The following is a 13542-nucleotide window of genomic DNA, read 5'->3' as shown; positions in this document are numbered from 1 at the left end:
GACTGGCAGGAAAAGTCAGGGAGGAATTGGTATTAAAAAAACGATAAAAAACAGATTTGTTTTTTATATAAGGAGTTGCGCAATGAGTTCTTCATTGCGCAAGACTATTTAACGTATTGTGCGGATGGCGTTAATCAACCCCTTAACGCCTTTTTCAAGTTTGGAACGTGGACATCCGGCATTGAGGCGCACAAAACCGCGTCCTTCTTCTCCGTATGTGTATCCGGGCATGATGGCGACTTTCTGCTGATGGATGAGTGCTTCCTGCAGTGCGTGGTCATCAAGGTTGAGTGGACGCAAGTCAATCCATGCCAGATAGGTGGATTGCGGAACCTGCCAGTTCAGTTCGGGGAATGCGTCATTCAGTTCGTGCGCGATGTAATGCAGGTTACTGGCAAGATAATCCCGCAGCGCATCAAGCCAGCTAGCGCCCTGTTGGTAGGCTGCGATATGTGCGCTAAGCGCGAGCACTGCAGGTGAGGAAAGACCATCCCGACCCTTTAACGCACTGAGGTAATCGTTGCGACTTTGCTCATCCTCAATAATCCCGTAAGCCCCGGTTAATGCCGGAATATTGAAGCTCTTTGAACCGGAGGTGAACAGCGCCCAACTGTCGCGTGCGACGTTACTCCACGGGATGTGCGGCTGGTCTGCCCATACCATATCCATATGGATCTCATCAGAAATGACTTTTACACCGTGGCGCTGACACAGTTCCGCCATGGTTTCCAGTTCATCGCGCGTCCATACCTTACCGGTTGGGTTGTGCGGGCTGCAAAGCAGGAGAATTTTGCTTTCAGGCCGGGACAGGGCTTTCTCTAGTGCAACCATGTCGCAAAACCAGCCGTCAGCGCGTTTTTCAAGTCCGACAGCGCATACCTGGCGCTGATTACCTTTAATCGCTTTGTAAAACGCGTCGTAAGCTGGCGTATGAATGACCACCGCATCCCCTGCTGAGGACCACTGGCGGATCAGCTCCGACACCATATAGATGACCGAGGGGCCATAAACCAGCGATTGAGGATCAATTTGGGTATTATGACGCGAGAGAAACCAGTGGCTAATCGCCGCCAGAAATTCATCATTTTTCCAGCGACTGTAACCTAACACGCCATGTGACAGGCGCTGAGTCAGCGCCTCCAGAATGCAGGGGGCGGTGGCAAAATCCATATCGGAGATGGTGAACGGCAGCAGGTCGGCTGAACCAAAACGGTCGGCAACGTAATCCCACTGGGTACACCAGGTACCATGCCTGTCCACAACTTTTGAAAAATCAAACATATTATTGTCCTTAAGCCTGTACGGTGTTCATCAGAACTGCGATCTCGTCTTTCACTGACTGGACCTGCGGACCAATAACAACCTGAAGATTATGCTGATTGAGTTGCACTACGCCAATGGCGCGATTGTCCTTCAGTGCCTGTACGTTCACAAGCGACATATCCTTCACTGACAAGCGCAGACGGGTAATGCAGTTATCAAGGCTGACAATGTTTTCCGCACCGCCCAGCGCCGCCAGAATGGCAGGGACGTTGTAACCGGATTTACTCGGTGCTCCCGCCATGACTTTTTCGATATTGCTGGCAATTTCGACGTCCCGACCCGGGGTCTTGAGATTGAAGCGTGTGATGGCGAAACGGAAGATCACGTAGTACACCGCGAACCAGATCGCAGCTACGACAGGGACCAGATACCACTTGGTAGAGAGTCCGTGCAGGATGCCGAATACCACAAAGTCAATCAGGTTACCGTCCGTGTTACCGATGGTGACGCCTAGCACAGCCATCACGGTGAAACCAAGACCGGTCAGCAGGGCGTGGATTACATACAAAACAGGGGCAACGAACAGGAATAAGAACTCGAGTGGTTCGGTTGTACCGCCGATCACGCAGGCAATGAGACCAGAAATTAACAGCCCTTTAATTTTATGACGATTTTCAGGGCGAGCACAGTGGTACATAGCGAGCGCTGCCCCCGGCAAACCCCCGAGGAACGCCGGCATTTTACCCTGCGACAGGAAGCGGGTTGCGCTTTCAGAGAAACCTTGTGTTGTCGGGCAGCTCAGTTGAGCCTGGAAAATAGTCAGTGCGCCGCTCACGCTGTGACCGCAGACTTCCTGCGTGCCGCCAGCTTCGGTGAAGCGAATGAGCGCCACCAGAATATGATGCAGACCAAACGGCAGCAGCAGACGTTCACCGGTACCAAACAGCATTGGACCAAATTCGCCCGCGCTGTTGATGATGTGGCCGAGCCCGTTAATGCCCATGGCGAAAACCGGCCAAACCAGGGGAATGACCAGGCCGACCAGTCCCATCACCACCGAAGAGATAATTGGTACAAAGCGGGTACCGCCGAAGAACGCCAGTGCATCCGGCAGGCGAATGTTGTGGAAACGTTCATGCAGCATCCAGACGATGATCCCGGCAATAACAGCGCCGAGGATCCCTGTGTCGATCGACTGGATCCCCAGGATATTCTGCACGTTGTTGGCCTTCAGGATCGCGGCATCGGTGGTAGGCAAGATACCTTTCGCGGTTAACCAGAAGTTGACGGCAAGGTTCATCACCGCATAACCAACAAAACCGGCAAATGCCGCTACGCCTTTGTTCTCGCGGGCCAGGCCGAGAGGTATGGCAATACAGAACATCACCGGTAAGAAGCTAAACGCAAATGAGCCTACTTTGCTCATCCAGGTAAAAATAGCCTGCAGTACCGGATTACCCAATGCCGGAATCAGCGTTAAGACATCATGACTACTTAACGAGCTGCCGATCCCTAACATGATCCCGCAGAATGAGAGCAGAGCCACGGGCAGCATAAAGGTTTTGCCCAACTGCTGGAAAAATTCCCATAACGTAATTTTTGGTGTGGTTCTCGTCGTCATCAAACGACTCCTCGTAAAAGCTAGCTGACTAATGATGGCGAGAAGATAAAACGTTTTACCTAATTTTAGTGCGGTATAAATCACATTATCGAACGATAATAGGGCGTATAAATATAAGTGATTGATAAAACGTTTTATCCGTCACGTTATCAGGGAGTTTTCCGTTTTTATGGCTATAGCCAAAAAAATAACCATCCATGATGTTGCGCTGGCCGCGGGCGTTTCGGTTAGTACCGTCTCATTGGTGCTCAGTGGAAAAGGCCGTATTTCATCCGCGACCGGCGAACGGGTGAATGCCGCTATTGAGCAACTGGGGTTTGTGCGTAATCGCCAGGCATCAGCGCTGCGTGGCGGCCAGAGCGGGGTAATTGGTTTGATCGTGCGCGACCTTTCCACCCCGTTTTACGCCGAGTTGACAGCGGGTCTGACGGAAGCATTAGAAGCGCAGGGGCGCATGGTTTTTTTATTACATGGTGGCAGAGATGGCGAACAGCTGGCGCAGCGTTTCGCTATGCTGCTTAATCAAGGGGTTGATGGTGTGGTGATCGCCGGGGCAGCCGGCAGTAGCGACGACCTTCAACAACTGGCCGCCGATAAGGGGATTCCGGTAGTGTTTGCGTCTCGGGCCAGCTACCTGGATGACGTTGACACCGTCAGGCCTGACAACATGCAGGCAGCGCAATTGCTGGTTGAACATCTGATAAGCCATGGGCATCAGCGCATCGCGTGGTTGGGGGGGCAGAGTTCTTCATTGACCCGCGCAGAGCGTGTCGGCGGCTATTGTACGACGTTGCTAAAGTATGGTTTACCGTTTCATAGCGACTGGGTGCTGGAGTGCTCATCCAGCCAAAAGCAGGCCGCAGAGGTGGTGACTGCGCTGTTACGTCGTAACCCAACGATCAGCGCAGTGGTGTGCTACAACGAAACCATAGCCGTTGGCGCCTGGTTTGGCCTGATGAGAGCAGGGCGTCAGAGTGGTGAAATTGGCGTAGATCGCTACTTCGAACAGCAGATCTCGTTAGCCGGGTTTGCCGATGTAGCGGAAAATGCACTGGACGATATCCCCATTATTTGGGCCTGCACGCCCGCGCGTGAAATGGGTTATACCCTTGCTGAGCGCATGCTACAGCGCATTGGGCACGATGATGGTCATTCACGTAACTTAACGCTTTCCGCCCGGCTGGTGGTGGCAAAATAAAAAAGGCCCGATAAACACACGGTTATCGGGCCGGTTGTCACGCGTATTTACTGTTGCGGAATAGCCGGGACATCCGGCTCGCCGAGAGAAGGCATACCGAACATACCAACAAACTCATCCAGCGACATTTTTTGTCCGTTTAACGTAACCTGGCCGTTTGCATATTGCAGGCTGGAGCCGATGACGTTGTCCTGCATCGTTGTAATACGGAACATCTGACCCATTGCCGCCAGGCCATTCACCTGTTGCTTCGCCAGATCGGCCGCTTGCTCCTGCTGATAGCCTTCAATTTTGGCAATCTGCGTCATGAACTCAGTCGCCATATCAACCGGAATCGTCAGCTTAGCATCCAGTGATTTGACCGAACGATCCACTTCCTGAGCCAGCGTTTGTGGTTCCTCAGTATTTGCTGTCGGATCTTTTAGCAGCAGTGACAGATTAAATGCGGTTTCACCTTTTGCATTTTTCCAGCTCAGCGGGGCAATGGTGATAGCCGGCTCGCCTTTCATCAGAATCGGCAGCGCATTGAAGAAGGCTTCAGTGACTTTTTGCTGATAAAGCTCAGGATTTTGTACCACATCAATCTGCGCCATCAGTGCCTTGGTTTGGGCACTATATTGCTGACTGAACTGGTGTAGTGCTTCACCGTCAATCTGGCCAACTTTCAGCGTCAGTTTACCGCTACCCATATCCTGACCCTGCAATTTCAGACTGTTCAGCGTGTAATCCAACTGGCTGTTGACAGTTTTACCGTCGTTGATCAGATCGGATTTACCATCAATACCCATGCCTTCCAGAACCGCCAACTCTTTACCTTCGACGGAAATCGACAGTTTATCGAGTGACAATTTCTGGTCGCCGATGCGCTCACCAAAGCTGGCAATACTGCTGGAACCCTCAGTTTTCAGGTTATTGAAAGTCATTTGTACTTTCTGGTCATACTCGTTGACCGCATTGACCACACCGCTTTGCGCATTGCCTGTCAGCGAGACAGCATTACCTTCTTTGTCTGCTGTAAACTGGAATTCCCCGCCGCTGAAGGCTACTTTTTCGTCGCCTTTCTCATAGTTCAGTGGTTTGAGGGAGAGATCGGAACGGGTATCGCCGCTGTAGCTGATACGGGAGTTAATGACAAATGGCGACTCACCTTTGGCAATATCAAACAGCGGTTTGGTAACGTCGTTATTGACCAGCGTCGTTTTCACGGAGGCCATAGCCGGGACCAGATTCAGTGATTTCAGTTGCGCCAGCGGGAATGGACCGTGATCGACGGTTTCATTCAGGACGATACTTTGCCCCGGTTTTAGCCAGGAATCTGCCTGCCCGGCGATTGGTTTCACCACCAATTGCAGTTGGCTATTGAACACCCCGCGCTGGTAGTTTTGATAACTCAGTTCAATGCCCGCCTCAGGGGAGAAACGTTTTAACTGATCGTTTGCCTGTGTCACCATCTCGGCGAGATGCGTTTCAAGTTTCTTACCTGTGTACCAGGCGCCGCCCGTCCAGACGATACCCAGCGCAACCACCACACCCGCAGCTACCAGCGATTTTTTCATTTCGATATCCATAAAATAAAACCAGGCGTTTGAAGACGCCTGGAGGAGTGACATGTCTTTAACTCACTACAGCTTAGCAAGAGTTGTTAAAAATATCAGTATCTTGCTATAGCTTGTTATAAACCCGGGCTAAACGACCTGCGCCACTGATGTTAACTGGCGATTCATTCGCGCCAATAAAGGCCGATTCACCCGGTCGCAGAACCAGACGTTGCTCGCCTTTGCTCAGCACGGCTTCACCCTCGATGCAGAACAAAATGGCCGCACTTTGCTGGCTGATATCTGCGCCACTGGTAGTAAGCTCATGCAGGGAGAACGCAAAATCGTCAACCGGGATCGGGAAGTCCAGTTCGCCATCAGATTCAACCGGCGTGGTCAGTAACTGGTTTGCTGGCTTGGCGACAAACTTCACGTTGGCGACCAGTTCCGGGATATCAATATATTTTGGCGTCAGTCCGGCGCGCAGCACGTTGTCCGAGTTAGCCATCACCTCAAGCGCCACACCTTGCAGGTAAGCGTGCGGGGTTTCGGCAAATAAGAACATAGCCTCGCCTGGATTGAGTTTCACCACATTGAGCAGCAGCGGGGAGAAAAGCCCACTGTCGTTCGGGTAGACGTCAGCGATCAGACGGATGGTTTGCCAGGGTTCACCCTGCTGGCTGTTCAGCGCCGATTTCAGGATCGCTAACGCATGGGATTTCTCCTCATCCTGCATATTCAACAAGCTGGCGAAAAGATAGCTCAGACGTTCCGCACTCGGTTCTTCCAGGAAATGTGCAATAGCTGGATGTGCGGCGGAAACGGGTTGTAACAATGCAACAATGTCAGAGAACTCGCGGAATGCGTTCATCGCCAGGAAAGGCGTCAAAGCAAATACCAGTTCTGGTTTGTGGTTAGGATCTTTGTAGTTGCGCTCGGCGGCATCCATCGGGATCCCCGCGGCGTTTTCTTTGGCAAATCCAATTTCAGAATTGTGCTTTTTAGGATGAACCTGAATCGAAAGTGGTTGAGCAGCGCAGAGTACTTTAAACAGGAAGGGCAGTTCACCAAAACGTTGCGCTACGGCTTCGCCTAGCAGTGCGGATTTATCGTGCTCGATAACGTCGCGCAGAGCAACCGTCTGACCGTCAGCGCCCAGAACATGCGAACTGCTTTTCGGATGCGCGCCCATCCACAACTCAGCCATCGGTTGCTGAGTGGGGTTGGCAATGCCATAGAGTTCCGTTAACGCCGTTTTACTTCCCCAGGCGTAGTTCTGCACTGAGTTGATGAGTTTTTGCATTATCAAGCCCTGTTTCAATGTTGAATTTTCTACGGCTATTAAACCAAGAAACCCTGAGGGAAGTAACCTGCACATGTAAAAAGTCGTACTTGTCTCAGTTTTTGTTAAAAAAATGTGTAGGATATGGTGACTCGCTTTTAATACCCTGAGTAATTCCGGTTGCAGAAAGCTCTTCCTTCTACAACCGGATCTGCGGCAGGGAAGCAGGGCAATGGAACATCTGCCCAGAGAATAACCAGACCGAGCAGTAAGTGAGAGCACAATGTCAAACAAACCCTTTCATTATCAGCATCCTTTCCCCCTCAAAAAGGATGATACCGAATACTATCTGCTGACCAGCGACTATGTCTCTGTTGCCGAATTTGAAGGGCAGGAGATTGTTAAAGTTGCACCGCAAGCCTTAACCCTGCTGGCTCGTCAGGCCTTTCATGATGCGTCGTTTATGCTGCGTCCCGCACATCAACAGCAGGTAGCTGATATTCTGCGCGACCCGGAGGCCAGCGAAAACGACAAATATGTGGCCCTGCAATTCCTGCGTAACTCTGACATCGCGGCAAAAGGCATTTTGCCGACCTGTCAGGACACAGGAACTGCGATTATCGTGGGTAAAAAAGGTCAGCGTGTCTGGACCGGTGGGGGTGATGAGGAGGCGCTGGCACGAGGCGTCTATAACACCTACATCGAAGACAACCTGCGCTATTCACAAAACGCCGCGCTGGATATGTATAAAGAGGTGAACACCGGTACCAACCTGCCAGCACAAATCGATTTGTATACCGTCGACGGAGATGAATACAAATTCCTGTGTATTGCCAAAGGTGGTGGTTCGGCGAATAAAACCTATCTGTACCAGGAAACCAAAGCGCTGCTAACACCGGGCAAATTAAAAGATTACCTGGTTGAGAAAATGCGTACGTTGGGCACTGCGGCCTGTCCGCCGTATCACATCGCGTTCGTAATCGGTGGAACATCGGCAGAAGCCACGCTGAAAACGGTCAAACTGGCTTCTGCAAAATACTACGACGAATTGCCGACAGAAGGTAACGAACATGGTCAGGCATTCCGCGATGTAGAGCTGGAAAAAGAGCTGCTGATTGAGGCGCAGAATTTGGGGCTTGGCGCGCAGTTTGGTGGGAAGTACTTCGCGCATGATATCCGCGTGATCCGCCTGCCGCGTCACGGCGCGTCGTGTCCGGTTGGCATGGGTGTTTCTTGCTCAGCCGATCGAAATATCAAAGCCAAGATCAACCGTGAAGGTATCTGGATCGAAAAACTGGAACATAATCCTGGCAAATTTATACCGGAAGAGCTGCGCCAGGCGGGAGAGGGCGAAGCGGTACGTGTTGACCTCAATCGTCCGATGAAAGAGATTCTGGCTCAGCTTTCCCAGTATCCGGTTTCCACACGTCTGTCGCTCAACGGTACAATTATCGTTGGCCGTGATATTGCGCATGCGAAACTGAAAGAACGTCTGGATAACGGCGAAAGTTTGCCGCAGTATGTTAAAGATCACCCGATCTATTACGCAGGTCCGGCAAAAACGCCGGAAGGTTATGCCTCTGGTTCGCTGGGTCCAACCACTGCCGGACGTATGGACTCGTATGTTGACCAGCTTCAGGCCGCTGGTGGGAGCATGATTATGCTGGCGAAAGGCAATCGCAGCCAGCAGGTGACCGATGCTTGCCATAAACATGGCGGCTTCTATTTGGGTAGTATTGGCGGCCCCGCCGCGGTACTGGCTCAGGGCAGTATCAAGAGCCTGGAGTGCGTGGAATACCCGGAACTCGGGATGGAAGCCATCTGGAAAATTGAAGTAGAAGATTTCCCGGCATTTATTCTGGTAGATGACAAAGGCAACGATTTCTTCAAGCAAATTCAGACGTCGCAGTGCGCACGCTGCGTTAAGTAACGTCAGCCGCCCTTCGGGGCGGTTTTTTTTACCGCACGAACCACCAAACGACAGTTTTATCCTCGTTAATACTCATAAGACCAATGCAAATGGGCAATGTCGAAACATAACCTAATCAACTGTTAATGTAAGGAGCAGGTAATGGTAACGGTACGCCGCGAGAATGATTCAATGGGGGCGATTGATGTTCCTGCCGATAAGCTTTGGGGCGCGCAAACCCAACGTTCGCTGGAGCATTTTCGTATCTCTACGGAGAAAATGCCGGTCTCGCTGATCCATGCGCTGGCGCTGACGAAACGCGCCGCGGCAAAGGTTAACCAGGATCTGGGCCTGCTGGCGGAGGATAAAGCCAGGGCTATTATGCAGGCTGCAGATGAGGTGTTGGCAGATAAACACCGCGATGAGTTTCCACTGGCCATCTGGCAAACCGGCTCAGGCACGCAAAGCAATATGAACATGAACGAGGTGCTGGCAAACCGGGCCAGCGAATTGCTGGGCGGCGTGCGGGGGATGGAGCGAAAAGTACACCCCAACGATGATGTCAATAAAAGCCAAAGCTCGAACGATGTCTTCCCGACCGCAATGCACGTTGCCGCACTGCTGGCGCTGCGTAAATCTTTGATCCCAAAATTAAATGTGTTGACTAAAACGCTCAGTGATAAGTCCCACGCTTTCGCCGATATCGTTAAAATTGGTCGTACACATCTGCAAGATGCAACTCCACTTACGCTTGGCCAGGAGATTTCCGGCTGGGTAGCAATGCTTGAACATAACCTCAGACACATTGAAAACAGTTTACCGCATGTAGCAGAACTGGCGTTGGGGGGAACCGCGGTAGGTACCGGACTGAACACTCATCCCGAATACGCCCGCCGGGTCGCGGATGAATTGCGGGTCATTACCTGCGCGCCGTTCGTTACCGCTCCGAATAAATTTGAAGCGCTGGCCACCTGCGATGCCCTGGTTCATGCCCACGGAGCGCTAAAAGGACTGGCAGCGTCGCTGATGAAAATCGCCAACGATGTACGCTGGCTGGCATCTGGCCCGCGCTGTGGTATTGGCGAAATTTCAATTCCGGAAAATGAACCGGGCAGCTCGATCATGCCGGGTAAAGTCAATCCTACCCAGTGTGAAGCGCTGACCATGCTTTGCTGCCAGGTGATGGGTAACGATGTCGCCATCAATATGGGCGGGGCGTCAGGTAACTTTGAGCTCAACGTCTATCGACCGATGGTCATCCACAACTTCCTGCAGTCGGTACGCCTGCTGGCGGACGGTATGGAAAGCTTCAATGAACATTGCGCGATGGGAATCGAGCCCAACCGTGAACGAATAGATCAACTGCTCAATGAGTCGCTGATGCTGGTGACCGCGCTCAACACCCATATCGGTTACGATAAAGCGGCTGAAATTGCCAAAAAAGCGCATAAAGAAGGGCTGACGCTAAAAGCCTCCGCTCTGGCGCTGGGATATCTAACCGAAGCGGAGTTCGACAGCTGGGTACGTCCGGAACTGATGGTTGGCAGCATGCGGCCAGGCAGTTAATCCGCAACGTACAGGTGCAGCCGGGGAATAATCAATCTCAACGGCTGCGCCTGAGGTTTAAAACGATGTTGAACGTTATCGGCATCGTAATTCAGTAACTCGCCGATATCCGGTACGGTCATACCGTTGTCGTTATTAAGCAGTGCAATTAGTGGCGTTGGGCAGGCATATTGCACCTGTTTTTGCTCTCCTTTGTACCAGACTCGGGCAATAGGCTGCACTTTTACCGGTCTTTTAATTTTCAGGCGGGCCTGCTGCGGTAAGGCGGCGATATCCTGATATTCGCGTTCAAGCTTCGCCTGCCATTCTTCACGTGTCCAGGGATGTACGCTGCGCGGTGAGGTCAGGCTTTTTTCCAGTTGCTGCAGTACTTCATCGCGTTTCAGGTTTTTAATAATGTGCTTGTTAGCCCAGCCGAATCGGAGGGTGGCAGGATCTCTGACAACGGTGAGCGTGCGATAGGCATTCAGTGTAATCAGCCCCGGCAGGTGGCGATGCACCCATTCGAAACGTGCTGCCGGCGCCAGCCCTGATTCTACTGTAACAATGCGCTCGAAGGTGGTTTTCAACTGGTTTATACGCTGGACTTGTTCTTCCAGAGCACATTGCCCCGCATTATCAACCTGGTAGCACAATACACCCGGTAGGCGGACGGCCGCTTTGCTGCTGCGGTTTTCGGACTGCTGTTGAATAAACAGGTGACGGTAATGACGCAGTGCCAGCGCTTCAGCCTCTTTGCCTAAATGCTGCTTAACATCAATGTTTTGCAGAGGGGCATGCTCTGCCTCTTTGACCACTTCCGGTAACGAGAATACGCGGGCAATAAGCAGCGTCTGCTGCAACAGGTTTTCGTTCAGAAGCGCCAGTTCTTGTTCCATCTGGCGAAAGGTGCCGTTCAGGCGGTCAACGAGATCGTAACGGGCCATAGATTTACCATTTTAGTTACAACATACTTTTTTTATAACACAACATCCACCACGTGGCCACCGAGCAGAATAGGTCAGGCAGCCGAAATTTCAGGAATGTTATGCCAGACGGGCCAACGGAAAGTAAACCGGGCACCGCCAAGTTCACTTTTATCACAGACGACCGTCCCTCCCATAGCCAACGCTATTGAGTGGACGATGGCTAACCCAAGCCCACAACCCCCGGTCGCCCGATCACGGCTGGGGTCAAGGCGTACAAACGGTTCAAAAATCTGTTCGCGAGCGTCTGGTGCAATGCCGGGGCCGTCGTCTTCCACTACCAGCGTGGCTTGATTGCCGTTCAGCAGCAGACTGGCTTGCACTGTAGACTGGCAATAGCGCAGGGCATTGTTCAGCAAATTATCCAGGACCCGCTCCATCAGGCGCATATCCAACGCGCCGTAGTCGCCAGTTTCGAGATGACGTAAGTGCACCTCACGGTCAGGATTCACGCTTTGCACATCCTCCAGATGGGTGGTTAACCAAGCAGGCAAGTCCGGTACACTGAGCTTCAGTTCATTTTGCGGGCGATCCAGGCGGGCGTAGGTCAGTAACTCTTCGATCAACGCTTCCAGTTGGCCAATATCACGATTCAGAGCCTGAGATTCCTGCTCGGTGAGGTTATCACTCATTTCCAGCCGGTAACGTAAACGTACCAGCGGGGTACGAAGCTCATGGGCAATACCATCGATGAGCTGTTTTTTACTGGCGATCAGCGCATTGATATTGTCGGCCATTTGGTTAAACGCTACGCCCAGGCGCTCAAAGCTGGAACCGCTGTCAAAATGAAGGCGTTCACTCAGATGACCTTCACCAAAACGTTGTGCGGCGGATTCGAGTCTGAGCATTTCCTGCCAGTGCGGGCGCATCCAGATCAGTACCGGGAAGGCCAGTGAGATAGCAATAAACGCCATCAGCGCGATGTCCAGCAAGCGCATTTGATGGAGAAAATAGAGGTAGGGAACCGGACCGACGGCCAGCACATAATGGCTGCGAGGAATGCGTTGAATAAAGGTGTATTGATCGTCAAGTGCCACAATATCGCCTTCGCGCAAACGCTGCATGGTTGGGGCATCCAGTGTGTACTTATTCAGCGGTTCAACGCGCAGGTCAAATGAGAGGTTTAAATCCATCTCCTTCAGCGTCTTACCCCAGTCGCGTGGCGGGATTTCACGTAGTTCACTGCGCATCAGGTACAACGAGCTTTTCATCAAATCGTCGAGCGACTGTCTGCCTGCGCGTTCTGCGGTGAATTTGTATACCAAACCGACCAACAGGGTCATCACCAAAAAGCAGACAAACAGCAGGAGGTAAAACTGCACAAACAGTTTCTTCATAAAAAATCACCGAACGCTCAATAAGTTAGCGAGTGCACGTGTCCCTCAGGGGAAAAAAGTGGGCACAGCGGTAACCGCCGATGCGTGGGTTCAGAAAGGTTCTCCGATCACCATCCGGCGTGCTTGTCCACGCAGAGTACACTGTATATCTCTTTTCTGCATTCTTATGGCTCCTACGGGCGCGGAATGACCTTTCGCTGGATCACGCATTGCTTTCTACGCTGTAAGTTAATCAAAATCGGGATGGGGTTGTTCTGGCGTATGTCACGACCGCACCTAAAAGGTTACTTCGTTTCTCAACGTAGATGGTGTTGTTATATTCGTAGTTCCCTTCGGGATAGCAAATTCTGATGTTAGTCCCGAGATCCGGATCGTCAACATCAGCCCCCGAACAGCTTTTAGAACTTCCTGTAGCATAGACGTATGTGGCGGTATAGGACGAGGGGACACCCGGAATGAACCAGGTTATCGCCATAACCATGATCACTGAAAACAGCACCATGGCAATGCTGATGCCACCAAATAATTTCAGATAGGTTTGGAAGGGACTTTTTTTCATTATCCCATTACCTACCAGAAATAAGGTAATTAACAATGACACTGCCAGAGAAATAAGCATGAGGTATTTGGATGTGAGCGGGTAGAGAAATGTCACTCTGTATATCGTTACCTTCCACCAATAAAAGAGAAAAATTGCGCCGAGAGATGAGACGGTAACAAAAAACAAATATGGATATGAGTATTTTCTCATCCTTGTGGCTCCAGAACAATTTCTCCATTTGGGTTTAATAAATTACCATTTGTTTTGAATAATGAAAACGGTTCTCTTGTTTGAATTGTTAGGTACGCCGCAGACCAGAGAATTT

General features: G+C 51.5%; 10 protein-coding genes. 3 read left to right on the top strand and 7 right to left on the bottom strand.

Annotated features, from left to right (window positions below):
• Nucleotides 1-108 precede the first annotated feature (108 nt).
• Together OGY33_RS08315 and malX are read right to left on the bottom strand one after the other, a co-directional pair.
• On the bottom strand, nt 109-1281 hold the full coding sequence (locus OGY33_RS08315; RefSeq protein WP_149607200.1) for a MalY/PatB family protein: 1173 nt from the start codon (nt 1279-1281) through the stop codon (nt 109-111).
• A gap of 10 nt (nt 1282-1291) precedes the next feature.
• Nucleotides 1292-2884, bottom strand: coding sequence for a maltose/glucose-specific PTS transporter subunit IIBC (gene malX, locus OGY33_RS08310; RefSeq protein WP_149607201.1), 1593 nt, complete (start codon nt 2882-2884; stop codon nt 1292-1294).
• A gap of 169 nt (nt 2885-3053) precedes the next feature.
• On the opposite strand from malX, the gene OGY33_RS08305 reads away from it, so the two are divergent.
• Entirely contained in the window at nt 3054-4082 is a 1029-nt protein-coding gene (locus tag OGY33_RS08305) for a Mal regulon transcriptional regulator MalI (RefSeq protein WP_191238533.1), read from the top strand.
• A 47-nt stretch (nt 4083-4129) separates the two neighbouring features.
• Here the strand turns inward: OGY33_RS08305 and OGY33_RS08300 are convergent, their stop codons facing one another.
• Complete coding sequence (locus OGY33_RS08300) at nt 4130-5638, bottom strand: YdgA family protein (protein ID WP_100272901.1); 1509 nt, start codon at nt 5636-5638, stop codon at nt 4130-4132.
• Nucleotides 5639-5744: 106 nt separating this feature from the next.
• A complete protein-coding gene (gene manA / locus OGY33_RS08295; protein WP_191238532.1) occupies nt 5745-6920 on the bottom strand; it encodes a mannose-6-phosphate isomerase in 1176 nt (391 codons plus the stop codon).
• Between the two features lie 262 nt (nt 6921-7182).
• On the opposite strand from manA, the gene fumB reads away from it, so the two are divergent.
• The gene (gene fumB / locus OGY33_RS08290; protein ID WP_008784695.1) at nt 7183-8829 is read left to right on the top strand and encodes a class I fumarate hydratase; all 1647 of its coding nucleotides are present in this window, start codon (nt 7183-7185) and stop codon (nt 8827-8829) included.
• Nucleotides 8830-8970: 141 nt separating this feature from the next.
• Nucleotides 8971-10374: a class II fumarate hydratase gene (fumC, locus tag OGY33_RS08285; protein WP_048214253.1), complete on the top strand. Its 1404-nt coding sequence runs from the start codon at nt 8971-8973 to the stop codon at nt 10372-10374.
• On the opposite strand, the gene tus is transcribed toward fumC, so the two are convergent.
• From tus to OGY33_RS08270, 3 genes are all read right to left on the bottom strand, one after another.
• The gene (gene tus, locus OGY33_RS08280) at nt 10371-11300 is read right to left on the bottom strand and encodes a DNA replication terminus site-binding protein (RefSeq protein WP_103014910.1); all 930 of its coding nucleotides are present in this window, start codon (nt 11298-11300) and stop codon (nt 10371-10373) included. The two genes, fumC and tus, sit on opposite strands and share 4 nt — an antisense overlap.
• Nucleotides 11301-11374: 74 nt before the next feature.
• On the bottom strand, nt 11375-12676 hold the full coding sequence (gene rstB, locus OGY33_RS08275) for a two-component system sensor histidine kinase RstB (protein WP_032943359.1): 1302 nt from the start codon (nt 12674-12676) through the stop codon (nt 11375-11377).
• Between the two features lie 232 nt (nt 12677-12908).
• The gene (locus OGY33_RS08270) at nt 12909-13427 is read right to left on the bottom strand and encodes a hypothetical protein (protein WP_048214250.1); all 519 of its coding nucleotides are present in this window, start codon (nt 13425-13427) and stop codon (nt 12909-12911) included.
• Nucleotides 13428-13542 lie beyond the last annotated feature (115 nt).

It is taken from the genome of Citrobacter sp. Cpo032, assembly GCF_030332975.1.
In the GTDB taxonomy this organism is placed as follows: Bacteria; Pseudomonadota; Gammaproteobacteria; order Enterobacterales; family Enterobacteriaceae; genus Citrobacter; species Citrobacter portucalensis.
This window is presented reverse-complemented; position numbering and strand designations above follow the sequence as displayed.

Excerpts from the sequence above, each read along its gene's own strand:
- rstB (WP_032943359.1), bottom strand. The coding sequence starts at position 12,676 with ATGAAGAAACTGTTTGTGCAGTTTTACCTCCTGCTGTTTGTCTGCTTT.
- fumC (WP_048214253.1), top strand. The coding sequence starts at position 8,971 with ATGGTAACGGTACGCCGCGAGAATGATTCAATGGGGGCGATTGATGTT.
- OGY33_RS08305 (WP_191238533.1), top strand. The coding sequence starts at position 3,054 with ATGGCTATAGCCAAAAAAATAACCATCCATGATGTTGCGCTGGCCGCG.
- OGY33_RS08315 (WP_149607200.1), bottom strand. The coding sequence starts at position 1,281 with ATGTTTGATTTTTCAAAAGTTGTGGACAGGCATGGTACCTGGTGTACC.
- fumB (WP_008784695.1), top strand. The coding sequence starts at position 7,183 with ATGTCAAACAAACCCTTTCATTATCAGCATCCTTTCCCCCTCAAAAAG.
- manA (WP_191238532.1), bottom strand. The coding sequence starts at position 6,920 with ATGCAAAAACTCATCAACTCAGTGCAGAACTACGCCTGGGGAAGTAAA.
- OGY33_RS08270 (WP_048214250.1), bottom strand. The coding sequence starts at position 13,427 with ATGAGAAAATACTCATATCCATATTTGTTTTTTGTTACCGTCTCATCT.
- OGY33_RS08300 (WP_100272901.1), bottom strand. The coding sequence starts at position 5,638 with ATGAAAAAATCGCTGGTAGCTGCGGGTGTGGTGGTTGCGCTGGGTATC.
- tus (WP_103014910.1), bottom strand. The coding sequence starts at position 11,300 with ATGGCCCGTTACGATCTCGTTGACCGCCTGAACGGCACCTTTCGCCAG.
- malX (WP_149607201.1), bottom strand. The coding sequence starts at position 2,884 with ATGACGACGAGAACCACACCAAAAATTACGTTATGGGAATTTTTCCAG.